Source organism: Vibrio diazotrophicus (assembly GCF_038452265.1).
In the GTDB taxonomy this organism is placed as follows: domain Bacteria; phylum Pseudomonadota; class Gammaproteobacteria; order Enterobacterales; family Vibrionaceae; genus Vibrio; species Vibrio diazotrophicus.
Genome location: NZ_CP151842.1, coordinates 858,668 through 884,381 on the forward strand (window position 1 = coordinate 858,668; position 25,714 = coordinate 884,381).

General features: G+C 44.2%; 24 protein-coding genes. 3 read left to right on the forward strand and 21 right to left on the reverse strand.

All coding sequences use genetic code 11. The features are described 5' to 3' along the window. Nucleotides 1-58: 58 nt before the first annotated feature. Nucleotides 59-658, reverse strand: coding sequence for a YitT family protein (locus AAGA51_RS03920; RefSeq protein WP_042486501.1), 600 nt, complete (start codon nucleotides 656-658; stop codon nucleotides 59-61). Between the two features lie 347 nt (nucleotides 659-1,005). Between AAGA51_RS03920 and glyA the strand changes: the two genes are divergently transcribed. Further along, the gene (glyA, locus tag AAGA51_RS03925; protein WP_042486497.1) at nucleotides 1,006-2,256 is read left to right on the forward strand and encodes a serine hydroxymethyltransferase; all 1,251 of its coding nucleotides are present in this window, start codon (nucleotides 1,006-1,008) and stop codon (nucleotides 2,254-2,256) included. A 103-nt stretch (nucleotides 2,257-2,359) separates the two neighbouring features. Here glyA and AAGA51_RS03930 read toward each other — a convergent pair whose 3' ends face one another. The 13 genes from AAGA51_RS03930 to leuS form a co-directional block, all read right to left on the reverse strand. Next, nucleotides 2,360-2,692 (reverse strand): hypothetical protein, encoded by a 333-nt coding sequence (locus tag AAGA51_RS03930; RefSeq protein ID WP_042486494.1) that lies wholly within the window; start codon nucleotides 2,690-2,692, stop codon nucleotides 2,360-2,362. 136 nt (nucleotides 2,693-2,828) lie between these two features. After that, the gene (gene lipA / locus AAGA51_RS03935; protein ID WP_042486491.1) at nucleotides 2,829-3,794 is read right to left on the reverse strand and encodes a lipoyl synthase; all 966 of its coding nucleotides are present in this window, start codon (nucleotides 3,792-3,794) and stop codon (nucleotides 2,829-2,831) included. Further along, nucleotides 3,791-4,459: a lipoyl(octanoyl) transferase LipB gene (lipB, locus tag AAGA51_RS03940; RefSeq protein WP_042486489.1), complete on the reverse strand. Its 669-nt coding sequence runs from the start codon at nucleotides 4,457-4,459 to the stop codon at nucleotides 3,791-3,793. The genes lipA and lipB overlap by 4 nt, the downstream gene beginning before the upstream one ends. A gap of 190 nt (nucleotides 4,460-4,649) precedes the next feature. Next, entirely contained in the window at nucleotides 4,650-4,928 is a 279-nt protein-coding gene (gene ybeD, locus AAGA51_RS03945) for a DUF493 family protein YbeD (protein ID WP_042486486.1), read from the reverse strand. Nucleotides 4,929-5,197: 269 nt separating this feature from the next. Then, entirely contained in the window at nucleotides 5,198-6,373 is a 1,176-nt protein-coding gene (locus AAGA51_RS03950; RefSeq protein ID WP_042486485.1) for a serine hydrolase, read from the reverse strand. Nucleotides 6,374-6,461: 88 nt separating this feature from the next. Then, nucleotides 6,462-7,250, reverse strand: a complete 789-nt coding sequence (locus AAGA51_RS03955) for a septal ring lytic transglycosylase RlpA family protein (protein WP_042486483.1) — start codon at nucleotides 7,248-7,250, stop codon at nucleotides 6,462-6,464. Continuing rightward, nucleotides 7,250-8,371: a rod shape-determining protein RodA gene (rodA, locus tag AAGA51_RS03960; RefSeq protein ID WP_042486480.1), complete on the reverse strand. Its 1,122-nt coding sequence runs from the start codon at nucleotides 8,369-8,371 to the stop codon at nucleotides 7,250-7,252. The genes AAGA51_RS03955 and rodA overlap by 1 nt, the downstream gene beginning before the upstream one ends. After that, entirely contained in the window at nucleotides 8,371-10,254 is a 1,884-nt protein-coding gene (mrdA, locus tag AAGA51_RS03965; protein ID WP_042486477.1) for a penicillin-binding protein 2, read from the reverse strand. Before mrdA ends, rodA begins: the two co-directional genes overlap by 1 nt. A 6-nt stretch (nucleotides 10,255-10,260) precedes the next feature. Continuing rightward, nucleotides 10,261-10,731, reverse strand: coding sequence for a 23S rRNA (pseudouridine(1915)-N(3))-methyltransferase RlmH (gene rlmH, locus AAGA51_RS03970; RefSeq protein WP_042486506.1), 471 nt, complete (start codon nucleotides 10,729-10,731; stop codon nucleotides 10,261-10,263). A 2-nt stretch (nucleotides 10,732-10,733) separates the two neighbouring features. Beyond that, a complete protein-coding gene (rsfS, locus tag AAGA51_RS03975) occupies nucleotides 10,734-11,051 on the reverse strand; it encodes a ribosome silencing factor (protein WP_042486474.1) in 318 nt (105 codons plus the stop codon). Nucleotides 11,052-11,117: 66 nt separating this feature from the next. After that, nucleotides 11,118-12,143, reverse strand: coding sequence for a DNA polymerase III subunit delta (gene holA / locus AAGA51_RS03980; RefSeq protein WP_042486469.1), 1,026 nt, complete (start codon nucleotides 12,141-12,143; stop codon nucleotides 11,118-11,120). Nucleotides 12,144-12,151: 8 nt separating this feature from the next. Next, on the reverse strand, nucleotides 12,152-12,784 hold the full coding sequence (lptE, locus tag AAGA51_RS03985) for an LPS assembly lipoprotein LptE (RefSeq protein WP_042486467.1): 633 nt from the start codon (nucleotides 12,782-12,784) through the stop codon (nucleotides 12,152-12,154). Nucleotides 12,785-12,890: 106 nt separating this feature from the next. Then, nucleotides 12,891-15,467, reverse strand: coding sequence for a leucine--tRNA ligase (gene leuS / locus AAGA51_RS03990; RefSeq protein ID WP_042486465.1), 2,577 nt, complete (start codon nucleotides 15,465-15,467; stop codon nucleotides 12,891-12,893). 122 nt (nucleotides 15,468-15,589) lie between these two features. Here leuS and AAGA51_RS03995 point away from each other — a divergent pair, with 122 nt between their 5' ends. After that, nucleotides 15,590-16,060, forward strand: a complete 471-nt coding sequence (locus AAGA51_RS03995; RefSeq protein WP_042486463.1) for a zinc ribbon-containing protein — start codon at nucleotides 15,590-15,592, stop codon at nucleotides 16,058-16,060. A gap of 59 nt (nucleotides 16,061-16,119) precedes the next feature. Here the strand turns inward: AAGA51_RS03995 and lnt are convergent, their stop codons facing one another. From lnt to miaB, 5 genes are all read right to left on the reverse strand, one after another. Next, nucleotides 16,120-17,640 carry an apolipoprotein N-acyltransferase gene (lnt, locus tag AAGA51_RS04000; protein ID WP_042486461.1) on the reverse strand — a complete coding sequence of 507 codons (1,521 nt, stop codon included), beginning with the start codon at nucleotides 17,638-17,640 and terminating at the stop codon, nucleotides 16,120-16,122. Between the two features lie 44 nt (nucleotides 17,641-17,684). Further along, nucleotides 17,685-18,584 (reverse strand): CNNM family magnesium/cobalt transport protein CorC, encoded by a 900-nt coding sequence (gene corC / locus AAGA51_RS04005; protein ID WP_042486459.1) that lies wholly within the window; start codon nucleotides 18,582-18,584, stop codon nucleotides 17,685-17,687. Between the two features lie 73 nt (nucleotides 18,585-18,657). Further along, entirely contained in the window at nucleotides 18,658-19,122 is a 465-nt protein-coding gene (gene ybeY / locus AAGA51_RS04010; protein ID WP_042486458.1) for an rRNA maturation RNase YbeY, read from the reverse strand. Next, nucleotides 19,119-20,225, reverse strand: a complete 1,107-nt coding sequence (locus tag AAGA51_RS04015; RefSeq protein ID WP_042486456.1) for a PhoH family protein — start codon at nucleotides 20,223-20,225, stop codon at nucleotides 19,119-19,121. The genes ybeY and AAGA51_RS04015 overlap by 4 nt, the downstream gene beginning before the upstream one ends. A gap of 67 nt (nucleotides 20,226-20,292) precedes the next feature. Then, on the reverse strand, nucleotides 20,293-21,717 hold the full coding sequence (gene miaB / locus AAGA51_RS04020) for a tRNA (N6-isopentenyl adenosine(37)-C2)-methylthiotransferase MiaB (RefSeq protein WP_042486452.1): 1,425 nt from the start codon (nucleotides 21,715-21,717) through the stop codon (nucleotides 20,293-20,295). A 302-nt stretch (nucleotides 21,718-22,019) separates the two neighbouring features. Between miaB and AAGA51_RS04025 the strand changes: the two genes are divergently transcribed. Further along, nucleotides 22,020-23,171 carry a 2-octaprenyl-3-methyl-6-methoxy-1,4-benzoquinol hydroxylase gene (locus AAGA51_RS04025; RefSeq protein ID WP_042486449.1) on the forward strand — a complete coding sequence of 384 codons (1,152 nt, stop codon included), beginning with the start codon at nucleotides 22,020-22,022 and terminating at the stop codon, nucleotides 23,169-23,171. A 109-nt stretch (nucleotides 23,172-23,280) separates the two neighbouring features. On the opposite strand, the gene crr is transcribed toward AAGA51_RS04025, so the two are convergent. Together crr and ptsI are read right to left on the reverse strand one after the other, a co-directional pair. Beyond that, nucleotides 23,281-23,790, reverse strand: coding sequence for a PTS glucose transporter subunit IIA (gene crr, locus AAGA51_RS04030; protein ID WP_042486447.1), 510 nt, complete (start codon nucleotides 23,788-23,790; stop codon nucleotides 23,281-23,283). Between the two features lie 105 nt (nucleotides 23,791-23,895). Then, entirely contained in the window at nucleotides 23,896-25,620 is a 1,725-nt protein-coding gene (gene ptsI, locus AAGA51_RS04035) for a phosphoenolpyruvate-protein phosphotransferase PtsI (RefSeq protein ID WP_042486444.1), read from the reverse strand. Between the last annotated feature and the right edge of the window lie 94 nt (nucleotides 25,621-25,714).

Genomic DNA, 25,714 nt, shown 5'->3' on the forward strand with positions numbered 1-25,714 from the left:
TAGCGGGCTTTCGTTTTTCAATTCTTGTTCAACTTCGTCTAATTGTCTTTCACGGTGTCTAGATATATTTCACCGAGTAACGCGAAGGCTTATGGTTCATCGCTAATACGATGTTGAGTACAACAGCACCTGCGATAGACAAGATAATAATTGACGGTGTTAAGAAGAACAGCGAAGTAAACACAATGATGCAGTCTAAAACGAGTTGTGTTTTGCCCACCGAAATGCCGAACTTGTCCTGAATAAACAGACATAGCACGTTAAAACCACCCAAGCTTGAGCGGTGGCGGAACAGAATCAGCATACCTAACCCTGTCAGAAGGCCGCCAGCTAAAGCGCAGTAGGCGGGATCAACGTGTTCGATAGTGATGAAGTTCGACAAGTGATCAGTAAAGACAGAAACCAAAGCGCAAGAGATAGCCGTGTTGACCGAGAACCTAACCCCAAAGCGTTTCCATGCAAGCAGGTAAAAGGGCATGTTGACGAAGAAGTAGAGTGCGCCGAAGCTCCAAGGGAATACATGCGTCAGTAATAGTGCTAAACCCGCAGTACCACCTGTGATCAAATTGGCTGCTTTGAGAAAAAATAGTCCCTGAGACACGATAAAGGTGCCAGTGAAGATCGCTACCCAATCTTCCTTCCGTGAATGTGTTTCCATTTAAGATGCCACTAATTGCTAAAAAATAAGTAATTGGTAAAGAATAAGTGGATACTAATTAAAACCTGATCTTTTCGGTAGCTAGCGAACAAAAATTAGGGTAAACCTATGTAATCCCAAATTTACACAGTGTAAAGAAAATGTAGACACTCATCTGAAAAGCGCAAAAGATGAGCGGTGTTGTCAATCAACATGAAAAAACTGCATGATAATTTCTGTAATTTGGGCTTTATGATATAAATCAAATTATGTAGAATGCGCGCCATATTACGGTGACGAAAACGTTTGCTTTTGGTCGTTGTGTGGTTTTTTGCTACTTTCAGTCAAATCTGAGTCAGGAGATACAGATGCTTAAGCGTGATATGAACATCGCTGATTATGATCCGGAGCTATACGCTGCCATTCAGGAAGAAACTCTTCGCCAAGAAGAGCACATTGAACTTATCGCTTCAGAAAACTACACCAGTCCGCGTGTAATGGAAGCTCAAGGTTCTCAGCTAACAAACAAATACGCTGAAGGCTACCCTGGCAAGCGTTACTACGGCGGTTGTGAGTACGTTGATAAAGCGGAATCTCTAGCAATTGACCGTGCATGCCAGCTATTTGGCTGTGAGTACGCTAACGTTCAGCCACATTCTGGCTCTCAAGCAAACAGCGCAGTGTACATGGCTCTTCTAAACCCAGGTGACACTGTTCTAGGTATGAGCCTAGCGCACGGCGGTCACTTGACTCACGGTTCACCAGTAAACTTCTCTGGTAAACACTACAACGTGATTCCTTATGGTATCGACGAAGCGGGTCAAATCAACTACGACGAAATGGAAGCTCTTGCTCTTGAGCATAAACCTAAGATGATCATCGGTGGTTTCTCAGCTTACTCACAAATCGTTGATTGGAAACGCATGCGTGAAATCGCTGACAAAGTCGATGCTTACCTGTTTGTTGATATGGCGCACGTTGCTGGTCTGATTGCTGCGGGTGTATACCCAACGCCAATTCCACACGCACACGTTGTTACTACTACAACTCACAAAACACTAGCAGGCCCACGTGGCGGTTTGATTCTTTCAAACGCTGGTGAAGAGATGTACAAGAAGCTGAACTCAGCAGTATTCCCTGGCGGCCAAGGTGGTCCTCTAATGCATGTTATCGCTGGTAAAGCGGTAGCGTTCAAAGAAGCGATGGAACCTGAATTCAAAGCTTACCAACAGCGTGTTGTTAAGAACGCAAAAGCAATGGTTGCTCAGTTCCAAGAACGTGGTTACAAAATCGTTTCTAACAGTACTGAAAACCACCTGTTCCTTGTTGACCTAATCGACAAAGACATCACAGGTAAAGAAGCGGATGCAGCTCTAGGTGCCGCGAACATCACTGTAAACAAAAACTCAGTGCCAAACGATCCTCGTAGCCCATTCGTAACTTCTGGTATCCGTGTTGGTACACCTGCAATCACTCGCCGTGGTTTCAGTGAGGAAGATGCGAAAGCATTGGCTAACTGGATGTGTGATGTTCTAGACAACATCAACGACGAAGCGGTTATCGAAGCAACAAAACAAAAAGTGCTTGATATCTGTAAGCGTCTACCAGTTTACGCTTAATCGCTTGAACATATGGAAAAGGCCTGCAATGCAGGCCTTTTTTGCATCTTTAAACTGGCGAACTCATTGGCTATATAACATCGCCATAGAACTGTGGTTAGTTCTATTTAGCCATACTGATCAAAGTGCCGGATTTACATTTGAACATGTAGTATTTGTTGCTTTCGGTGAACTTACCTAAGCCTTCACCATCACAATATTCAATATTAATCTCGCGCATCACTTCGAGTGTATCTTCACTTGCCAAAGCAAACTTAGAACCATCTGAACAGACAATGCGAACTTTGCCATCGTCGCTGACAGAGTAGATATCGACTTCTGTATTACATAACTCGAAAGAAGCTTCGCGGAAGTTGTCTGTCTGAGAGTTCGAAGAACAACCGGCTGTAATTGCTGCTGTTGTCAGAGCGAAAGCGAGCATCGTTAAATTTTTCATTATCATTGTCCTTCATGATTTAAGAGTCAGTGGTTAGCCTATAAAACTATTTGCATCTATTCAATGATAGACACAAAAAAGGCGACATATCCGAAGACATATCGCCTTTTCATTGATTTAGTTGTTCAAGTATTGATTACTTTACTTCTAAACCTTGCGCTTGCATATCTGCGTGGTAAGAAGAACGCACAAACGGACCACAAGCCGCGTGGGTGAAACCAAGCTCTAGCGCGATATCTTTTAGCTCATCAAACTCTGCTGGTGGAACGTAACGCTCAACTGGCAAATGGTGACGGCTTGGCGCTAGGTATTGGCCTAGGGTTAGCATAGTAACGCCGTGAGCACGAAGGTCTTTCATCACTTCGATGATCTCTTCTTTTGTCTCACCAAGGCCCATCATCAAACCTGATTTTGTTGGAATCTCTGGATGCTGCTCTTTGAATTTTTGTAGCAGTTGCAGTGACCACTTGTAGTTCGCACCCGGACGCGCTTTACGGTACAGGCGAGGCGCTGTTTCCAAGTTGTGGTTGAACACATCCGGCGGGTTGTCTTTCAACAAGTCCAGCGCTACATCCATACGACCACGGAAATCAGGAACCAAAGTTTCAATTCGAATATTTGGATTCAAAGCGCGAATTTCACGGTTACAGTCAGCAAAGTGTTGTGCACCTCCATCACGAAGATCATCACGGTCTACAGAGGTGATAACCACATACTTCAGCTTCATATCACTGATGGTTTTCGCTAGTTTTTTCGGCTCATCGACTTCTGGAGCAACAGGGCGACCATGGGCAACATCGCAGAATGGGCAACGACGTGTACAAATAGCACCTAAAATCATGAAGGTCGCCGTACCGTGGTTGAAACACTCAGCCAAGTTAGGGCAAGACGCTTCTTCACAAACAGAGTGCAGGTTGTTCTTACGCATTGCTGATTTGATGTCTTGGATACGTTGGCTGTCTGCTGGCAGCTTGATCTTCATCCACTCAGGTTTACGCAAGATTTCTTTTTGTTCTGTCGGCATGTTCTTTACAGGAATCAGTGCCATTTTATCAGCGTCACGGTATTTGACGCCTTTTTCCATTTGAATGGGTTTGCTCATACTTTGTTACCGATTGAGGGTGCTTCAGTGCTGAATTCGACATGCTCGTAGCCGAATAGCGGTACGAGTTCTTGGATTAATTGTTTTTCTACTTGGTGGATATCTGCCGGGCCACCTAAGTTGCTTACTTGTACCATTTCCATGCCTTGGTAACCGCAAGGGTTAATTCGCAAGAATGGAGTGAGATCCATATTGACGTTTAACGCTAGCCCATGAAATGAACAGCCTTTACGAATTCGTAGACCAAGTGAGCAGATTTTTCTTCCGTCAACGTAGACACCCGGAGCATCCGGACGCGCTGCAGACGAAATATTGTAAGCTTTCAGAGTATTGATAACCAAATTTTCAATATCCGTTACCAGATCTCTAACGCCTAATTTTTTACGTCTTAGGTTAATTAAAAAATACACCACTAACTGACCTGGGCCGTGATAAGTCACCTGACCGCCACGGTCACTTTGTACAACCGGAATATCACCTGTGTTGAGCAAGTGTTCAGCTTTACCTGCCTGACCCTGTGTAAATACTGGGTTGTGTTCGACAAGCCAGACTTCATCACGAGTCTCTTCGTCACGCTGATCGGTAAATTCATGCATAGCCTGCCAAACAGGATGGTAGTCTTGTCGACCCCATTGTCTGACAACAAGCTGGTTATCTAGTGTCATATTCCGTCAGTGGTTGTGAAAATTTTGGTGATTATAAACGCCTTAAGAGCGAGGAACTACTCATAGAGGGCATTTTTTTGACCATAATTTAAGTAATGTTTTGTTAACGTTCTGATAAATAAAAAGAAAGCAGCTTAACGCTGCTTTCAAAAATATTTTAATTGATATCGAATTATTTGATTTGGTTCAGTTAAAGAACCATGCGTACAATTTCAATATCACCCAGTTCTTTATACAGGGTTTCCACTTGCACGATAGAAGTGGCGGTAATGGTCACTGACACTGAATGATAGTTACCTTTCGCACTAGGCTTAACTCGTGGGTTGTAATCGCCAGGAGCGTGGCGTTGAATTACTTCCAGTACAAGCTCAGGTAATTCTGGTTTTGCATGGCCCATCACCTTGTAGGTAAAAGAACAAGGGAACTCAAGCAGGTCTTTTAATTTTGCATCAGAGTTGATGGTCAACATATTGGAAACTCCAAGTTTGGCATTCGATTAAGCGGTGCGGAATATTACAGCCTATCGAAGTGGATCTCAAGTGAACAAAAAAGCCGCTTTACTCTTCCTACTTGAAGCTGCAGTGGTGTTGGCTGCATTCGTTCGCCCCAATCACATAGTTATCTATGCTCATGGGGACTCACTTATTTGCCGCCTACCTGCAGTTCCAAGTAGTTTGAGTAAAAAGCAGCTTCCCTGTCAAATTACTAAAATACTATATCCAATTGCTAGAATTGGTATTAGAACAAGCCTTTGAATAGTAGAACAATGTAGTCCCATAGGCGGCTGAACAAGCTACCTTCATTCACATCTTCCAGTGCTAATAGAGGGTACTGAGCAACATCTTCATTGTCTACTTGGTAGTAAAGCTTACCAACTACATCACCTTTCTTAATTGGGGCTTTTAGTTCTTTTTCAAGTACAAAGCTTGCAGTTAGGTTTTTCGCTTGACCTCGTGGAAGAGTTACATAAGTGTCTTCATCAACGCCTAGAGCTACGGTTGACTTGTCACCCATCCAGATTTGCTCTTCAACAAAGGTTTCACCTTTCTTATGTGGTGCAACGGTTTCGAAGAAACGGAAGCCGTAACTTAATAGCTTCTTGCTTTCAGATTTACGAGCATTCGCATCTTTAGTGCCCATTACAACGGCTACAAGACGCATCTTACCTTCGGTTGCTGAGCTTACTAGGCTGTAACCAGCGTTCGATGTGTGGCCTGTCTTGATACCGTCAACGTTCATGCTCTTATCCCATAACAGACCGTTACGGTTGTACTGAGTGATGCCGTTGTAAGTGAATTTTTGCTCAGAATAAAGTGCGTATTCATCTGGCACATCACGAATCAGCGCTTGACCTAGCAGAGCCATATCGTGAGGTGTTGAGTATAAATTTGGATCGTCTAGACCGTGTACGTTCGCGAAATGCGTGTTGGTCATTTTCAGAGAACTTGCCCAAGCATTCATTAAGTCTACGAAAGCATCTTCTGAACCGGCGATATGTTCAGCCATGGCTACACAAGCGTCGTTACCAGACTGAATGATAATACCTCGGTTCAGGTCACTCACTTTTACCGTGGTGCCGACTTCGATAAACATCTTAGAAGAGTCTGGGAAATTTTTAGCCCACGCGTTTTTACTAATCACGACATCGTCATTAGGAGAGATATTTCCACGCGCGAGTTCTTGGCCGATAACGTAGCTCGTCATCATTTTGGTCAAACTTGCAGGAGACAGCTTTGTGTCCATCTCTTTTTCAGCCAGAATCTTACCTGAATGAAAATCCATCAGAACATAGCCTTTTGCGGCGATCTGTGGTGCGTCTGGCATAACTATAGGTGCAGCTGCGGCTGTGAATGAGATAAGAGTAGAAAGCGCAGTGGACGACGCCAGAACAGAATTTAGAATCAATTTTTTCATGGTAAATGCGTGTTATCTAGTTGGTTTTGTATATCTTAACAGAAACGACTATTCAAACCAGAGCCGATATGCCTTGGCTCGTCAGTCATTACTGTGCAACTTGGTACTTTTTAATAAATGCGGTTTCGTAACCTAAGGACTTTACACGCTCTAATGTTTCTTGAGTCAGCGTATAGTCAGTAAAAGGGCCTAAAACAGCCCTATGGCTACCATTGCCACTATCGATAAAACTTTGCACCGATAAGCTTTGTCCCAAATTTTGCGATAAAGTTCGAACTCTTTCTTCACTTTGTGAAGAAGCGACTTGAATTATATATCGTGGATCTGATTTTTTAACTTGATTTGTCAGTGGTTTATCTACTTTGATGACTTCTATCGAGACGTTAGCAGTGCCTGTTTTAATTACATCTAACTTGTAAGCCGCCGCATAGCTTAAGTCAATAATTCGGCCAGAATGGAATGGCCCGCGGTCATTGACTCGAACTATGGCTGTTTTATTGTTATCAAGATTCGTCACCTTAACGTAGCTAGGTATTGGCAGTGTTTTATGTGCAGCACTCATTGAGTACATATCATAAATCTCGCCGTTGGACGTAAGGTGTCCATGAAATTTTTTTCCATACCAAGATGCTTGGCCTTGTTCTTTAAAGCCGTCGGTATTTTTAACTATCTGGTATTTTTGACCACGTAATGTGTAGTCCTTATTCCCGCCTCGGCTATATGGCTCATATTGTGGGTGTGCATCTTCAATATGTTCTACCGAAATTGGGGCATTGGGTGCTACATCATCTTTAATATCGTAGCGGCCGCCGGAGCTCGAACAGCCAGCTAAGATCATCAACACTAACAGCGGGAAAAAAAACGCTTTTAATTTCATCAAGTCGCCTTTGAAAATGCTTTTCTGTGAGTGTGAACCGACATTAAGATACCGAAGCCAGCCATTAGGGTAACCATAGATGTCCCGCCATAACTAATCAAAGGAAGAGGAACACCTACCACTGGTAGAATGCCACTTACCATGCCAATATTCACAAACACGTAAACAAAGAAGCTAAGAACAACACTGCCTGCCATCATGCGGCCAAAAGCAGTTTGAGCATTGCTCGCCAAATAGAGACCTCGTCCGATAATAAATAGATATACAGATAGAAGTCCTAAGATGCCAATCATGCCCCATTCTTCGGCGATAACTGCAAAGATAAAGTCAGTATGTCGCTCTGGGAGAAATTCTAGCTGAGATTGCGTGCCGTGCAGCCAACCTTTGCCTGAAATACCACCAGAACCGATAGCAATTTTACTTTGGATAATATGATAACCCGCGCCTAGTGGGTCGGACTCCGGGTTGAACAGTGTTCGTACGCGGACTTTTTGATACTCCCGCATCAGGAAAAACCACAATACAGGGATGAAAGCGCCTACACCCACTGCCGCTGCGATGATAATTTTCCAACTGATACCAGCAAGAAAGATAACGAAGATACCCGATGCTGCAATCAATATTGATGTGCCTAAGTCTGGTTGCTTGGCTATCAAGATGGTAGGGACTAGTACCATCACAATCGAAGCAACCAGTGTTCGAAAACTAGAAGGTAGTGGACGCTTACCTACATAGCGAGCAACCATTAGCGGTACCGCCAGTTTGAGCAGTTCCGATGGCTGGAAACGCACAAATCCCAAGTTTAACCAACGCTGTGCGCCCTTGGAGGACTCACCGAAAAAGAGCACGCCTAAAAGCAAAATAACGCCCGCAAAATAAAGCAGGGGCGCCAGGCTTTCATAAGTTCGTGGCGATATCTGCGCTAGAGCAATCATGACGGTTAATGCCAATACCATGCGCATTGCCTGACGATCCATCATCGCCATACTCTGTCCACTGGCGCTGTACATAACCATGAGCGCAAAAACAAAAACGACTAAAATACCAATCAACAAAGGTAGATCAATGTGGAGTCTTTCAAATAGAGCCCGACTTTGTCCGGTTGAAGGATCCAGTTTCATTATTCTTCGTCCTCTTGAGCACCCATTATGATGTGATCGAATATGTGTCTAACCACTGGTGCACCATTGGTTGAACCACCACCGGCGTTTTCTAAAACGATGGTAACAATTGCTTGGGGATCATCAACTGGAGCGAAACCAGTAAATAGTGCGTGGTCGCGTAAGTGTTCTGCCAGTTCGTCTGCGTTATATTCTTGTCCTTCCGCTAAACCAAATACCTGAGCAGTACCTGATTTACCTGCACTTTTGTATTTTAGATTCTGGAAAGCTCGTCTTGCTGTCCCTTTTTTACCGTGGTTTACCAGATACATACCTTCGATTGCCATTTCCCAGTATTTTTTAGGAACGTCGGTAATTGGCGGGTAGCTGACATATTCTGCCTCTTTCTGACGAGTGAATTCTTCACCGTTATTGATGGTTGAACGGAGTAAATGAGGCGCCCAAACTTCACCATGGTGAACCAATACAGAGGTCGCTTTGGCGATTTGCATTGGTGTCGCCGTCCAGTAGCCTTGGCCGATACCAACAGGGATTGTATCACCCTGATACCACGGCGTGCGATGACGAGACATTTTCCATTCTCTGGTTGGCATGTTCGCTTTACTTTCTTCGTAAATATCGATGCCTGTATAGTCACCAAAACCGAAGCGCATCATCCAGTCAGACAAACGGTCAATGCCCAAATCGTAAGCAATTTGATAGAAGAAGGTATCGACCGACTCTTCAAGTGCTTTGATGATATCGACTCTTCCGTGTCCCCAGCGCAACCAATCTCGGAATGGGCGTGTGGTTGAGTTAGGAATCTTCCAATAACCTGGGTCATTTCGGGTGGTATTGGGTGTAACTACGCCTTCTTTCAGGGCAGAAACCGCAATAAAAGGTTTAACAGTCGAACCTGGAGGATAAATACCTAGAGTTGTTCGGTTAACCAGTGGACGGTTCTTATCGTTCAACAGGCTACTGTATTCTTTACCGGAGATACCATGAACAAAGGCGTTAGGATCGTAGCTAGGGCTTGAGACCATCGCCAGAATGCCGTTGTCTTTTGGATCGAGAACAACCGCCGCTCCACGCCTTCCATCCAGCAGTTTGTGCACGTAAAGTTGTAAGTCGATATCTAGGTTAAGAACAATATCTTTGCCGGGAATTGGCGGAACATATTTGAGCGTGCGGATTATACGGCCACGACTGTTCACTTCAACTTCTTGATAGCCTGCGGTGCCGTGAAGTGTGCTTTCATAATAGCGCTCAATACCCAGTTTGCCGATATCGCGAGTGGCTTGGTAGTTGGCAACTTGTTCGTCTCTTTCAAGGCGCTCGATGTCTTTATCATTGATGCGTGAAACATAACCGATAACGTGAGTCAGCACTTCGCCATAAGGGTAGTAGCGTTTCAAGCTTGCAGTAACGGTAACGCCGGGAAATTTATGTTGTTGTACTGAGAATTTTGCAACCTCAGTTTCTGTTAACTGGGTCAGTAAAGGTACTGAGTTAAAACGACGAGAGTGGCGACGCTCTTTCTCAAACGTCGCTATTTTTTCCGGCGTTATTTCGAGGAATTCTTGCAAGCGAGCGATGGTGCCGTCGATATCTTTCACTTGCTCTGGCGTGATCTCCAAGTTAAACACAGGACGGTTTTCTGCCAATAGGCGTCCGTTTCTGTCGTAGATTAAACCTCGATTTGGTGCGATAGGAACAACTTTAATTCGGTTATCGTTAGAACGAGTTTTATAGTCTTGGTATTGGTTGACCTGAATGTTGTAAAGGTTCGCGATAAGAATACCCATCATGAACACTATGCCAACAAACGAGACCACAGCACGGCTTTTGAAAAGCCGAGCTTCAGCAATGTAATCTCGAAATGGGTTACTCTTACGTAACATTGATGCCTATTCTCGGTGATATGGATGGTTGGCAGTGATACTCCACGCCCGATACAAGCTTTCGGCCATGACGACGCGAACTAACGGATGTGGCAAAGTTAAAGGTGATAAAGACCAGCTTTGTTCAGCCGCCGCTTTACAAGCAGGTGATAACCCTTCTGGACCGCCAATCAAAATGGATACGTCTCGCGCGTCTAGCTTCCAACTTTCTAGCTGGCCAGCAAGTTGCTCTGTATCCCAGCGCTTACCGGGAATATCGAGGGTAACAATTCTGTTGCCTTTTGGCACGGCAGCCAACATTGCTTCGCCTTCTTTTTGCAGTATTCTTGCAATATCAGCGTTTTTACCGCGTTTGCCAGCTGGGATTTCAACTAACTCAAGTGGCATGTCGTGAGGGAAGCGACGGCGATATTCTTGAAAGCCTTCTTCAACCCATTTAGGCATTTTAGTGCCAACGGCAATAAGCTGAATTTTCACCATTAGCTCCAAAGTTTTTCTAGTTGGTACATTTCACGCTGTTCTTCCTGCATGACGTGCACCATGGTTGTCCCCATATCGACAACAACCCATTCACCTTCGTTTTCACCGTCCATACCGAGCGGGTCGAAACCGATTTTCTTCGCTTCACTTGCGACGTGATCAGCAATCGATGAAACGTGACGTTTTGAAGTGCCAGTGCAAATGATCATGTAATCCGTCACACTTGATTTGCCTTGTACGTCTAGGGTGATGATGTCAACGGCTTTCATGTCGTCAACTTTATCTGCAAGAAAGGTATTTAATTCTTCGCGTTGCAAGGGGTATTCCTCTGAAATGGTCTATTGGTACTATTTTTACTATTTAGGCGCGCAGTATAACACTGTTTAAACTGGCAAAGGGATGTTTGCCTGAGGTACGGCGAACTCTACGCTTAATTGATGAAGAAGTGGCCAGCATGGCTGCTCGTATTGAGTTTTAGCCAAGACTTCAATTTGAGCAAGTAATCTAATTAGGTGCTGCAACTTGCTGAGCGATAGTCTTTGCAGAGCCGCTGAATACAATGGGCGTTTATTCTGCCAGACGCGGTGTTTGTCAAAAACAGCACCTATCCCGATGGTGTTAAGTTGCTGTTTCATTTGCAGTAACAGAAACAGTTCCTTTTGCAAGGTACGCATCAAAATGATTGGTTCAATTGCTTCCGCTTCAAGTTGACGCAGAATTCTTTGTGCACGGTTGGCTTTACCTTCAAGCAACGCATCCATCCAATGAAATGGCGTGAAATGGTTATGTCGATCAAGTGACTCCTGAAGGCGAATAAGGGTTAACTGACCATCAGGATAATTGAGGGCCAGTTTTTGTAAGCTTTGCATCAACGCAAATAAATTGCCCTCATGCCATTGCGCCAGCATCTGAACCGCTTCGGCATCAGGGGTTAAACCCAATGTGCGGCAACGAGCCATAACAAACTGTGGTAAGCGAGATAATTCTGGTGTTAAGCAGTTAACCAAACAGCCGTTTGCCATCAGTGCTTTAAACCAAGCCGTGTTTTCTTGAGCTTTGGTCAGTTTATTGCCCATGACAATCAAAACGATATCTGGATTGAGGTAATCAGCAACAGTCGCTAGAGATTTAGACAAAGCGGCATTAAGTCCTGATTCTGCAATCTCCAATACGATAATTTGCCGGCTACTGAATAGGCTCAAGGATTGGCAGCAGTCATAAACTTGCGTCCAATCCAAATTGTTATCGACCGTAAAATGATGCTTTTCTTCAAAGCCTTCACTGAGAGCTTTGTTTTCTATCGCTTTGACCGATTCTTGAGTCAGCAGTGGCTCGCCACCAAAGATAAGATAAACGGGCAATAACGATCTTTGTAACGAATCGGCAAGTTTATCGGCGTAAACTCTCATTGCTTCAATTACTCAGCGGTTGTTTGAGCCGATGGCTCTTGGTGAGTTTCGATAGTGTCAATGAGATACGATTCGTTTGTCGCAGGTACTTTAGCTGGCTCTTCAGCTTCTGAAATTTCATCCATAGTACCAGCCTGAATCGTCGCTTTTAGTCGACCCATTTGGCGAACGATTTGTGTCGCGGCCAGTTTACGCATTTCGCCTTCAATCATGTCGCGCTCAACAGATTTCGCTAAAGCCGTAAGAGGGTTATCTAAGTAACTACGCGTAACACTAGTTGAAAATGTTTTAGTGCCAATATCAGGTACCGTCACTCGGTATGATGCTCTAAAGGTCAGCTCTTTTTCTGCTGCACGTGTGGTTTGATACAGAGAAAGCGTTCGTTCACTTATCCCTTCGCTGATCAAATGAATGTTAGGTACATCATCAGCTGGCTGTACGATTTCAATTTCGTTCATGCGTAATTGACGTGTCACTATGCGAGTAAAGTTACTGTACTGGTCGTAACTGGTAATAGACAGTTTGCTTAGTTCATCTGGCACATCGTAATCACCGCGCAAGTGAAAGCCGCACGCACTCAGTAAGGTCGCAGAGAGGAAAACCAGTGACAATTTCAAGAAAGATGAACATGTAAAACGCATGGGATTATTATTCTCGTTAGATTACTTATGTTAGAACACAAAAGTTTATGTTCTAACATAAGTAAACAGGGCACAAAGCCCTGTTTACAGACAACATAAGTACGAATTAGTTCGCTACGATATTCAGCAGCTTACCAGGAACGTAGATAACTTTACGTACGGTTAAACCTTCAGTAAATTTCACTACGTTTTCGTCATTTAGACCAAGCTCTTCGACTTGCTCTTTAGTCGCATCAGCAGCCACGGTGAGTTTACCGCGCAATTTGCCGTTTACCTGAACAACGATCAGTTTTTCATCTTCCACTAACGCTGCTTCATCGAACGTAGGCCATGATGCACTATCAATCTCTGATTCGCCAAGAGCTGTCCACATTTCAAAACAGATGTGTGGTGCGATAGGGTAAAGCATCAGCGTAATCGCTTTTACTGCTTCGTCCAAAATAGCACGATCTTGTTCTGATTCCTGTGGTGCTTTAGTCAGCTTGTTCATCAGTTCCATGATTGCTGCAATTGCCGTGTTGAACGTTTGGCGACGAGCGATATCGTCCGTTACTTTTGCAATTGTTTTGTGAACATCACGACGAAGTGCTTTTTGGTCTGCACTTAGTGCGCTGGCATTAACAGCTACAGCTGCACCTTTCGATGAGTGCTCGCGAGCCAGTTTCCAAACACGTTTTAGGAAGCGGTTAGCGCCTTCAACGCCAGATTCTTGCCATTCAAGAGTCATGTCTGCTGGAGAAGCAAACATCATGAACAGACGTACTGTATCTGCGCCGTATTTATCAACCATCTCTTGTGGGTCAATACCGTTGTTTTTCGACTTAGACATTTTGATCATGCCTGAGTGTTCAACGCTGCGACCTTGGGTATCTACTGCGGAAGTAATGTTACCTTTACCGTCACGTTCAACCTTCACTTCAGTTGGTGAGATCCACTCTTTTGTGCCTTTCTCATTTGTCAGGTAGAAAGCATCAGCCAGAACCATGCCTTGGCAAAGTAGCTGTTTGAATGGCTCGTCAGAGGTTACATAACCCGCATCACGTAGCAATTTGTGGAAGAAACGAGAGTACAACAGGTGCATACACGCGTGTTCAATACCACCAATGTATTGGTCTACTGGCAGCCAGTAGTTTGCTTTTTCTGGATCTAGGATGTCATCTGCTTGTGGAGAACAGTAACGAGCGTAGTACCAAGAAGACTCCATGAATGTATCGAATGTATCGGTTTCACGTAGTGCTGGCTCGCCGTTGAAAGTGGTTTTTGCCCACTCTTTGTCTGCTTTAATTGGGCTGGTAAGGCCATCCATTGTCACGTCTTCAGGCAGAATCACGGGTAGCTGATCTGCTGGTACTGGATGTACTTGACCATCTTCAGTCGTCACCATTGGAATTGGCGCACCCCAGTAACGCTGACGAGAGACACCCCAGTCACGTAGACGGAAGTTTACGGTTTTAACGCCTTTACCTTCTGCTTCAAGTTTCGCAGCAATAGCGTTAAATGCTTCTTGGAATTCAAGACCGTTAAACTCACCTGAATCGAACAATACACCTTTTTCTGTGTAAGCCGCTTCAGAGATATCTAGATCGCTACCATCAACAGGTTTGATTACAGGAACAATGTCTAGACCGTATTTAGTGGCAAATTCGTAGTCTCGTTGGTCGTGTGCAGGTACTGCCATTACAGCACCTGTGCCGTAATCCATCAGTACGAAGTTTGCTACGTAAATCGGTACTTCACGACCGTTCAATGGATGAATCGCAGTAAGGCCAGTTGCCATACCTTTCTTCTCCATTGTCGCAAGTTCTGCTTCTGCAACTTTGGTGTTTTTACACTCATCAATGAAAGTCGCTAGCGCTGGGTTGCTCGCTGCTGCTTTCGTTGCTAGAGGATGACCAGCTGCGATAGCTACATAAGTTACGCCCATCAGTGTGTCTGGACGAGTGGTGTACACTTCGAGATCTTGAGCTTCATCTTTTACTTCAAACTTAAGCTCAACACCTTCAGAGCGACCGATCCAGTTGCGTTGCATGGTTTTAACCATTTCTGGCCAGCCTTCAAGCTTGTCTAGATCGTCTAGTAGCTCTTGTGCGTACGCAGTGATTTTAATGAACCACTGTGGAATTTCTTTTTGTTCAACTGGAGTATCACAACGCCAGCAACAACCATCTTCTACTTGCTCGTTAGCCAAAACGGTCTGGTCGTTTGGACACCAGTTTACTGAAGATGTTTTTTTGTAAACTAAGCCTTTTTCGTAAAGCTTAGTGAAAAATTCTTGTTCCCAACGGTAGTACTCAGGACGACAAGTTGCGAATTCGCGATTCCAGTCATAGCCAAAACCCAGCAGTTTAAGCTGGTTTTTCATGTACTCGATGTTTTCGTATGTCCAAGGCGCTGGTGCTGTCTTGTTTTTTACTGCAGCATTTTCTGCTGGTAGGCCGAACGCATCCCAACCGATTGGTTGCATAACGTTCTTGCCTTGTAAGCGTTGGAAGCGAGAAACAACATCACCGATAGTGTAGTTACGAACATGACCCATGTGCAGTCGACCACTAGGGTATGGAAACATAGACAGACAGTAGAATTTTTCTTTGTTTGGGTCTTCACTTACAACGAAAGTCTTGTTGTTATCCCAGTGCTGTTGAACTTTTTGTTCAATATCTTGCGGGTTGTATTGCTCTTGCATCGATGATATCCGGTTCTCTTGGAATTTGTGAGTTCAGTTTGAACAGACTCTTATAGATCGACATAGAATACATAAAGGAGCACAGCACAACAATAGCCAATCCGATTTGAAAGAGAGGTCTTATGCCAAAACAAAAATCTGGTTATGAAGCATTACTGAAAGATGTCGTTGAAACTCTCAAGCATAGCCGTGAGGAAGTCAGCCATATTGTCGAAACTTCTGGCAAAATTGTCAGTGCGGCTAATGATCTAACTAAAGATGAATTATCCCTTATTTCTGAATATGTTAAGTCAGATTTAAAAGAGTTCGCTGAAAGTTATGAAGAGAGTAAAAGTGGCCCATTTTACCTGATGATTACCGATTCCATCTGGCAAGGGTTGCTTGATATCACCGACAGAACCAAAGTGGAGTGGGTGGAGCTGTTCCAAGATCTGGATCACCAAGGCTTGTATCATGCTGGAGAGATGATAGGGCTTGGTGTGCTGGTGTGTGAAAGTTGCGGTCACAAGGTGCAATATAACCACCCTTCAGAGATCGTTCCGTGCATTCGTTGTGGGAATAAAGTGTTTGGACGCTTACCACTGAAACCTTAGCGAACCTTGTATCTTGAGGTAATAAAACAAAAGAGCCTTAAGGCTCTTTTGACGTTTAATTAATGACGGTTCTTTCGTTGGAGAATCAAGCCTAAGGCTAATCCGAACAACGCCCACAAGTAAAGCGGCCAGCTACCAAACCTATGGTAAGGTGTTTGTCCTCGAGTTGGGATGACCTCCGCTTTAAGCACACCAGTTTCAAACTGAGGGATCTGCTTTATAATGTTGCCTCGGTAATCGGTCACTGCGGTTACACCATTGTTGGTGGAGCGCACGACAGGTTTGCCCATTTCTAACGCTCTCATTCGAGCGATTTCCATATGTTGCAATGGACCAATGGATTTACCAAACCAAGCGTCGTTAGACAGCGTCAGGATGAAGTCGGTATCTTCATTGACGTTTTCTCGCACTTGCTCGTTGAAAATAATTTCATAGCATAATGCGGAAGCGAACTTAAGACCGTTAACGTTGATGTTTGGTTGAATGTAACTGCCTCGGCTAAACGAAGACATAGGTAAGTTAAAGAAAGGCGCAATCGGTCTTAGAATCTCTTCAAATGGGACAAATTCACCAAACGGAAGCAGGTGGTGTTTGTTATAGCGTCTTGCTGTCTCATATTGATATGCGGTGTTACTGGTTCCGCCGAGAGCTAACACGCTGTTATAGAAGGATTTGTTTTCATCTTGATTAAGAATGCCAAGGATAATGCCGCTGTTATTAGCACGAGCAAGTTCATCAAGACTTTTCAAATAAGAAGGCAGTTCGTATTCAAAAGCGGGAACGGCGGCTTCTGGCCAGATGATAATGTCAGCGTCCCAATTCTCACGGCTAAGATCTGTGTATTTCATTATGGTCGGCCAGCGATGAGAAGGTACCCATTTCAGTGCTTGTTCAATATTGCCTTGAATTAAAGCAACCTTCGTTGAACGATCGGCTTGTGGTGTGACCCAATGCGCAGAGCGCAAACCGTATCCAGTGGCAAAGATAACGGCAGGAATTATCAACAAAGACCAAGACTTATTGATAAACGAATACGCCAAACAGCCAGAGCACACCAAAACAAGTAGTGTCAGAAGCTCTACGCCACCAAGGGGAGCAAAGTTAGCGAGTGGGCTTTCGATTTGACTATAGCCTAACCACAGCCATGGGAAGCCCGTCATAACCCAACCACGTAACCAGTCAAAGATGAGCCAAAGAATCGGTGCGGCAAGCAGTACTCGAGTTCGGCTATTTGTTTGGAAATATCGATTCAGTACCCATCCGAACAAAGCCGAATAGATTGCCAGATAAGCGACTAAGAGCACCATCAAGAAGATGCTGGCGATTTTAGGCATGCCACCAAAGGTATCAATACTGACATGAACCCAGCTAATCCCGGTGGCAAATTGTCCGATTCCCCACAAGTAGCCTATCCACGCGCCTTTCCTTGCAGACTGTTTATGTAGAAGAAGTAACAGCAGAGCCGGACTGATAAAGGCCAGCGGCCAAATTTGATATGGAGCGAAAGACAGGGTAGTGAGAGCGCCAACAAAAGCGGCCGCAAGCGGCCGCATCAGGCGATGAGTAAAGTTATTATTCATCTGCTACTTTTAATAGACTCTTAGTTGGTAAGAGACAAAAAGAATTATTCTTCAGTAATTTCAGGCATCGATTCCAAATCTGGAATGGTGACCTGAAGCTGGATAACCCGACGGCTATCAGCTGCGGTAACTTTAAAGCTGTAATTGCCAATTTCAACCACTTCGCCACGAGTCGGTAAATGACCAAATGCCGTCATCACCATACCGCCGACCGTATCTACTTCGTCATCACTGAATTGTGTTTTGAAAGTATCGTTGAAATCATCAATCGTCGTAAGCGCTTTAACGGCGTAAGTGTGTTTGCTTAGCTTACGAATTTCCAGCTGTTCTTCGTCATCTGTCTCGTCTTCGATTTCGCCGACAATCTCTTCAAGAATGTCTTCGATTGTGACAAGGCCAGAAACGCCGCCGAATTCATCAACAACAATTGCCATGTGGTAGCGTTCCTCACGGAACTCTTTTAGTAGACGGTCTACCCGTTTACTTTCAGGCACGACGACGGCTGGGCGTATCACCTCTTCGATATCGAAGGGAGTACTATTGGAACCTAAATACTTGAGTAAGTCCTTCGCTAGCAGAATACCTTCAACATGGTCTTTATCTTCACTGATCACCGGGTAACGAGAGTGCTGTGCATCGGTGATAAGTGCAATCAACGTATCGAGATCGTCGGTACGTGAAATTGTGACCATTTGAGAGCGAGGGATCATAATATCTCTGACTCGCATCTCTGAAATTTCCATAACACCTTCGAGCATGTCGCGGGTGTCGTGGTCAATTAAGTCATTTACTTCAGAGTCTCGAATCACATCAACCAATTCTTGGCGATCTTTAGGCTCTCCCTGAAACATTTGACCCAGGCGTTCAAAGAAGGACTTTCTACTCGGACCTTCAGACTTTTCTTTTTTGCCTTCGTTAGAAGGGGGCGAATTGTCTTCGTTCATTATTTCTCAAATTATTAACGCTACCAAAGTGTGGTAGCTCACAAATAAATATAAGGCCAATTTGACCTTATATTTACACTTTTTCTGCCAAATAGGGATCTTCAAAACCCAATTTTTGCATCAATTCTGTTTCGAGTGACTCCATCTCTTCGGCTTCGTCATCCTCGATATGGTCATAACCTAACAGATGCAGGCTTCCATGTACAACCATATGCGCCCAATGTGCTAGCAGTGGTTTGTTCTGCTCACTGGCTTCTTGTTCAACCACTTGGCGACATATGACCAAATCACCCAGCAGATCCAGCTCCATCCCCGGAGGTGCTTCGAAGGGGAAGGAGAGAACATTAGTCGGTTTATCTTTACCACGATAATCCATGTTGAGCTGGTGGCTCTCTTCGCTATCGACGATGCGAATAGTCACTTCAGCTTGCTCTTGAAATGGAGTGATAGCCGCTTCTAACCAAGTGGCAAAGTTCGCTTCACTAGGTAAGCCGTTTTCATCTTCAACGGCTAATTGTAAATCGAGTTCAATACTCATTGTTGGTCAGACTCTTTTATGGATGAACTAAGTTCTTCTTTCTGAAGTTCAAGCAGTTTAGACTCACGCTCTTCTCTACGACGTTTTTCGTACTCTTTACGCTCTTTCTGATCTTGTGCTTCCCATTTCTCATAGGCGTTAACAATACGAGCAACAACTGGGTGGCGAACCACATCGTCAGCAATAAAGAAGTTAAAGCTAATTTCTTCTACTTCACTTAATACTTCTACCGCATGACGAAGGCCGGATTTGGCTCCGCGAGGTAAGTCGATCTGGGTAACGTCACCCGTGATCACTGCGCGAGAGTTGAAACCTATACGAGTCAGGAACATTTTCATCTGTTCAACTGTCGTGTTCTGGCTTTCATCAAGAATGATAAATGCATCATTCAGAGTACGGCCGCGCATGTATGCCAGAGGAGCAACTTCAATAACGTTACGTTCGATAAGCTTTTCTACTCGCTCAAAACCAAGCATTTCAAACAGCGCATCGTAAAGAGGGCGTAAATAAGGATCGACTTTCTGGCTTAGATCGCCTGGTAAGAACCCCAATTTTTCGCCAGCTTCAACCGCTGGACGAGTCAGCAGGATACGACGAATCTCTTGACGCTCTAACGCATCAACGGCCGCGGCTACCGCAAGGTAAGTTTTACCAGTACCTGCTGGTCCAATACCAAATGTGATGTCATGAGTGGCCATGTTCATCAGGTACTGCGCTTGGTTTGGTGTGCGAGGTTTGATAACGCCTTTCTTGGTTTTCACAAACACTTCTTTGCCGTGAGTAAACTCTTCAGCGACGTCTGTGTTTTGCTCTAACACGCCGGATTCTTTAATCGCGAGGTGAATTTGTTCCGGTTCAATATCTGGAATTTCACCACGAACAGGCGCGGTATCAACATAAAGAGATTTGATGATATCAAGTGCTGCTGCCGTCGTATGAGGTTTACCCACAATGGTAAAGAACTGGCTGCGATGATTAATTTCAACGCCTAAACGACGTTCTAAATGCTTGATGTTGTCATCGAAAGGACCGCATAAACTGGCAAGTCGGCGGTTATCAGAAGGTTCGAGATTGATCTCTAGGGTAACAATTTTATTGCTCAAATTAGCCTCTCAGTATGGTCATATCAAGGTGTCCGATTTCGACCGGACACCTTATGACTGTTAAAGCTTATGGAGTAAACGTCGCTACTCCTAGCTCATCTTCACGTTTTGTTTTAGCCATCATTTCTGATGGAGAAGTGACAACGCGAAGGTTCATTTCTTTTTCTGTACGAATCAGTTCACCACGAAGTGAGTTCGGGAATACATCAACGATTTTCACGTCAACGAATTGACCGATTAAATCTGGCGAACCTTCAAAGTTTACAACACGGTTGTTTTCTGTACGACCACGAAGTTCCATCAGATTCTTCTTAGAAGTACCTTCAACCAGAATGCGCTGTTCTGTATCCATCATTAAACGAGAATAGCGCATTGCTTGCGAATTGATCTGCTGTTGTAGCTCATATAAGCGATCTTTTTTCTCTTGCTCAGTCAGATCACATGGGTAATCCGCTGCTGGCGTACCCGGACGAGGAGAGAAAATGAAGCTAAAGCTCATATCAAAATCCACTTCGCGAATCAGTTTCATTGTGTCTTGGAAATCTTTATCTGTTTCGCCTGGGAAAGCAACAATGAAGTCAGAACTGATCTGAATATCAGGGCGTGCTTTGCGTAGCTTACGGATAATAGATTTATACTCGATTGCCGTGTGCGGACGCTTCATCATCGTCAGAATGCGGTCACTACCGCTTTGAACTGGCAGGTGAAGGAAGCTCACTAGCTCTGGCGTATCTTCATACACAGCAATGATGTCGTCAGTAAACTCAAGCGGGTGACTTGTTGTAAAGCGAATACGGTCAATACCATCAATGGTAGCCACTAGACGCAGCAGTTCAGCGAAAGAACAGATAGTACCGTCATGCATTGGGCCACGATATGCGTTTACGTTCTGACCTAACAGGTTTACTTCACGTACGCCTTGCTCTGCAAGCTGTGCGATTTCAAATAGCACGTCGTCCATAGGACGGCTAACTTCTTCACCACGAGTGTATGGTACAACGCAGTAAGTACAGTATTTTGAACAGCCTTCCATGATTGATACGAAAGCGGTTGGCCCTTCAGCGCGAGGCTCAGGAAGACGGTCGAATTTTTCGATCTCTGGGAAGGAAATATCCATGACCGGTGCTTTGTCAGTGCGAGACTGTTTAATCATCTCTGGCAAACGATGTAGCGTTTGTGGGCCAAAAATAACGTCTACGAAAGGAGCACGTTCGCGAATGTGGTCACCTTCTTGAGTTGCCACACAACCACCGACGCCGATCACAACGCCTTCTTTTTTGTCTTTCAGCGTTTTCCAACGACCAAGCTGGTGGAAAACTTTCTCTTGTGCTTTTTCACGAATCGAACAGGTATTAAGTAAAAGTACGTCTGCTTCTTCTGGATCTTCAGTCAGCTCATAGCCGTTGGCAGCGTTAAGCAGGTCGGCCATTTTAGATGAATCGTATTCGTTCATCTGGCAACCCCAGGTTTTAATTAGCAGTTTCTTACTCATTTTCACTTTCGCTCGTGTTAATTCTTAAATAAATCTTGAACGTTTTAGAGAGTGTAAACCCTTTGTGTATTCAAAGGTAAACAGGTCTCAGCTCAAATTATAGCCGCCATCTCGGCGGTAAGCCGCGTATTGTACTGCTTTAAAAAGTCACTGACTAGTGATTGGGTGAAATCTCTTAAATCCATTGCTACATCAGGCTTTTTACCCTGTTAACTCTAAGGTTTTGTGACAAAAACGTTCGCAAAAAAAGTGCTGTTCCGTACAATAAGCCACGTTAACGAATAGAGATAATAGTTGGAAAGATGAACGATTTTGACATTGTTGTGATTGGTGGTGGCATGGTGGGGGCAGCAGCAGCGATTGGCTTTGCGAAACAAGGCCGGAAAGTCGCGGTTGTAGAAGGCGCAAAACCGCATGCGTTTGAGCCTTCTCAAGCGATGGACGTTCGTATTTCTGCTATCTCGCAGACTTCCGTTTATTTACTGGATTCACTGGGAGCATGGGAAAGCATTGAGGCCATGCGTGTTTGTCCTTACCGCCGTCTGGAAACTTGGGAACATCCTGAATGTCGAACTCGTTTCTCAGCTCAATCACTAGGCTTAGAACAGCTAGGCTATATGGTTGAAAACCGAGTCATTCAGTTGGGCTTATGGAGCAGTATGGAAGCGTATTCGAACATAACCCTGTTCTGTCCGGATAAGTTATACAATATTCAGTTCGGCGATAGACAATCCATAGAGCTGGATTCGGGAGCTCAATTGGTTTGCGATTGGGTGATTGGTGCGGATGGTGCCAATTCGCAAGTACGTGCCAGTGCCAATATTGGTGTAACGGCTTGGGATTATCGTCAACACTGCATGTTGATTAATGTTGAAACTGAAAAGCCACAACAAGATATTACTTGGCAACAGTTTTCCCCATCAGGCCCTCGCTCATTTCTACCATTGATTGGCAATCAGGGTTCTTTGGTCTGGTATGACTCTCCAAGTCGCATAAAACAGTTAGGCATGATGACAAATGAACAACTGAGACTGGAAATTCTTAACCATTTCCCGCAAGAGTTAGGGGATATTAAGGTTCTACAGAAAGGTTCTTTTCCATTGACGCGTCGTCATGCTCAGACTTACATAAAGAATCATTGTGTCTTGGTGGGCGATTCAGCGCATACCATTAATCCGCTAGCGGGGCAGGGTGTTAACTTGGGTTTCAAGGATGTCGCCACATTACTGGATTGCACTAATACTTTAGAAGAGCTAACGACAGGTGCGTTTCGCAGTTACGAACGCAAAAGAAGACCTGACAATTTATTGATGCAGACGGGAATGGATTTCTTTTATAAGACGTTTAGCAATGACATTCCACCGCTCAAATTTGCTCGCAATGCTGCATTAAAACTGGCGGAACAGGCAGGCCCTGCGAAAGAACAGGTATTACGTTACGCGTTGGGTTTGTAGATGGATCTCAATTCACATTGGTAGGTATTTCAATACCAAACGCAAGATACAAAAAACGCTGCACTAGGCAGCGTTTTATATTCAACGAACTAACTATTTCTCTTTCGAGTTATTTAGTTACGCGAAGAACGGCAGTTTCACCAACAGAAACAGTACCAGAAAGCTTGTTCAGCTCTTTGATTTCGTCCATGTTAGAGATAACAACTGGAGTTAGAGTAGATTTTGCTTTTTCTTCTAGTAGAGCTAGATCGAATTCAATGATAGTGTCGCCCACTTTCACTGATTGACCTTCTTCAGCAATACGTTTGAAGCCTTCGCCTTTAAGTTCTACTGTATCGATACCGAAGTGAACGAATAGTTCAACACCATCATCAGACTCGATAGAGAATGCGTGGTTAGTTTCGAAAATCTTACCAATAGTACCATTTACTGGAGCAACCATTTTGTTGCCAGATGGCTTGATAGCGATACCGTCACCAACGATTTTCTCAGCAAACACGACATCTGGCACATCTTCGATGTTTACGATTTCACCAGAAAGTGGTGCGATGATTTCAATTGCACCAGCGTCAGCGCTGTCATCAGAGACTAGCTTTTTCAGTTTGTCAAACAGACCCATTGTGTCATGCTCCTAACGTTTTAAAATATTCTGTCGAAGTATAGTATACCAATCAAAAACAATAGACGACTACTTTTAGTCGTCTAAATCATTGGTATTCACAGATTATTGTGTTTTTTCAGCGATGAATTTTTCAACGCATGCTTCGATTTCTGCAGCAGTTGGTAGAGAAAGCGCTTCCTCAGCCATTGCTTTAACTTCTGCGAAGTTAGAGTTACGAACAACTTTCTTCACTTTAGGGATAGAAATGCCGCTCATTGAGAACTCATCTAAGCCCATACCTAGTAGAAGAAGTGTTGCGCGTTCATCACCTGCTAGCTCACCACACATACCAGTCCATTTACCTTCTGCATGTGATGCGTCGATAACTTGTTTGATAACAGTTAGTACTGCTGGAGACAGTGGGTTGTATAGGTGAGAAATCATCTCGTTACCACGGTCTACTGCTAGTGTGTACTGAGTCAAATCGTTAGTACCGATAGAGAAGAACGACACTTCTTTCGCTAAGTGGTGCGCAATTGCAGCCGCTGCTGGCGTTTCAACCATTACACCGATTTCGATGCTTTCATCAAATGCGTGACCTTCTTCGCGAAGTTCTGCTTTGTATTCTTCGATGGCTTCTTTAAGAGCACGGATCTCTTCAACAGAGATAATCATCGGGAACATGATACGAAGTTTGCCGTGTGCAGAAGCACGTAGGATGCCGCGTAACTGGTCACGTAGAATTTCACGACGATCCAAGCTGATACGTACTGCACGCCAGCCTAGGAACGGGTTCATCTCTTTTGGTAGATCCATATATGGTAGATCTTTATCACCACCGATATCCATAGTACGGATAATGACAGCTTGACCTTCCATTGCTTCTGCAACTTCTTTGTAAGCTTGGTACTGCTCTTCTTCTGTAGGAAGAGACGTACGATCCATAAATAGGAATTCTGTGCGGTACAGACCAACACCTTCACCACCGTTGCGTAGAATACCGTCACAGTCTTTCACTGTACCGATATTGCCGCATACTTCTACTCGGTGTCCGTCTAGAGTCTCAGCGTGAAGATCTTTAAGTTTCGCTAGCTCTTCTTTTTCATCGATGAAAGCTTGCTGTACCTTTTCTGCTTCAGCTAATTCAGCAGCAGTTGGATTAACAAAAATCTTGTTGTTAATTGCGTCAAGAACCAGCATGTCACCGTTCTTAACTTGTTTAGTAATATCGTTGGTACCTACAATCGCTGGAAGTTCTAGAGAACGAGCCATGATTGAAGTATGAGAAGTACGACCGCCGATATCACATGCGAAACCAAGCACGTAATCAAGGTTGATTTGCGCAGTTTCAGAAGGTGTTAGGTCATTAGCAACTAGGATAACTCGCTCATTGATGTTAGCGAGTGAAACTACATTGATGCCTAGTGCGTTCTTAACAAAACGAGAACCGATATCACGGATATCTGTTGCACGCTCTTTTAGGTATTCGTCGTCTAGAGACTCAAGCGCAGAAGCTTGCTCTTCGATAACAGTGTAAATAGCGTTATCTGCTGACAGCTTATCGTTTTTGATGAGTGCTAAAATTTCTTCTTCTAGCTCTTCATCTTCAAGCAACATGATGTGGCCTTCAAAGATGGCTTCTTTTTCTTCACCAAACGTTTCAAGCGCTTTTTGCTTGATTACTTCTAACTGTGCAGAAGCTTTGTTGCGAGCGTCGTAAAAACGAGCAACTTCAGATTCTACTTGATCGTCAGAAATGGTGTTTGTATTTAGGACAATTTCATCTTCTTGAAGTAGTAGTGCTTTACCGATAGCAATACCTGGAGATGCTAGGATACCTGAAATCATAGCTTTACCTTAAATTGGTCAACTGTAAACGGGAGATAAATGGACGCAGGCGCTAAAGATATTTTTAGCTTATTCTTTGAATAATATCCAACAA

Bases quoted from the DNA above. Each gene is read 5' to 3' on its own strand.
- AAGA51_RS03920 (WP_042486501.1), bottom strand. From the start codon at position 658: ATGGAAACACATTCACGGAAGGAAGATTGGGTAGCGATCTTCACTGGC.
- glyA (WP_042486497.1), top strand. From the start codon at position 1,006: ATGCTTAAGCGTGATATGAACATCGCTGATTATGATCCGGAGCTATAC.
- AAGA51_RS03930 (WP_042486494.1), bottom strand. From the start codon at position 2,692: ATGAAAAATTTAACGATGCTCGCTTTCGCTCTGACAACAGCAGCAATT.
- lipA (WP_042486491.1), bottom strand. From the start codon at position 3,794: ATGAGCAAACCCATTCAAATGGAAAAAGGCGTCAAATACCGTGACGCT.
- lipB (WP_042486489.1), bottom strand. From the start codon at position 4,459: ATGACACTAGATAACCAGCTTGTTGTCAGACAATGGGGTCGACAAGAC.
- ybeD (WP_042486486.1), bottom strand. From the start codon at position 4,928: ATGTTGACCATCAACTCTGATGCAAAATTAAAAGACCTGCTTGAGTTC.
- AAGA51_RS03950 (WP_042486485.1), bottom strand. From the start codon at position 6,373: ATGAAAAAATTGATTCTAAATTCTGTTCTGGCGTCGTCCACTGCGCTT.
- AAGA51_RS03955 (WP_042486483.1), bottom strand. From the start codon at position 7,250: ATGAAATTAAAAGCGTTTTTTTTCCCGCTGTTAGTGTTGATGATCTTA.
- rodA (WP_042486480.1), bottom strand. From the start codon at position 8,371: ATGAAACTGGATCCTTCAACCGGACAAAGTCGGGCTCTATTTGAAAGA.
- mrdA (WP_042486477.1), bottom strand. From the start codon at position 10,254: ATGTTACGTAAGAGTAACCCATTTCGAGATTACATTGCTGAAGCTCGG.
- holA (WP_042486469.1), bottom strand. From the start codon at position 12,143: ATGAGAGTTTACGCCGATAAACTTGCCGATTCGTTACAAAGATCGTTA.
- lptE (WP_042486467.1), bottom strand. From the start codon at position 12,784: ATGCGTTTTACATGTTCATCTTTCTTGAAATTGTCACTGGTTTTCCTC.
- leuS (WP_042486465.1), bottom strand. From the start codon at position 15,467: ATGCAAGAGCAATACAACCCGCAAGATATTGAACAAAAAGTTCAACAG.
- AAGA51_RS03995 (WP_042486463.1), top strand. From the start codon at position 15,590: ATGCCAAAACAAAAATCTGGTTATGAAGCATTACTGAAAGATGTCGTT.
- lnt (WP_042486461.1), bottom strand. From the start codon at position 17,640: ATGAATAATAACTTTACTCATCGCCTGATGCGGCCGCTTGCGGCCGCT.
- corC (WP_042486459.1), bottom strand. From the start codon at position 18,584: ATGAACGAAGACAATTCGCCCCCTTCTAACGAAGGCAAAAAAGAAAAG.
- ybeY (WP_042486458.1), bottom strand. From the start codon at position 19,122: ATGAGTATTGAACTCGATTTACAATTAGCCGTTGAAGATGAAAACGGC.
- miaB (WP_042486452.1), bottom strand. From the start codon at position 21,717: ATGAGTAAGAAACTGCTAATTAAAACCTGGGGTTGCCAGATGAACGAA.
- AAGA51_RS04025 (WP_042486449.1), top strand. From the start codon at position 22,020: ATGAACGATTTTGACATTGTTGTGATTGGTGGTGGCATGGTGGGGGCA.
- crr (WP_042486447.1), bottom strand. From the start codon at position 23,790: ATGGGTCTGTTTGACAAACTGAAAAAGCTAGTCTCTGATGACAGCGCT.
- ptsI (WP_042486444.1), bottom strand. From the start codon at position 25,620: ATGATTTCAGGTATCCTAGCATCTCCAGGTATTGCTATCGGTAAAGCA.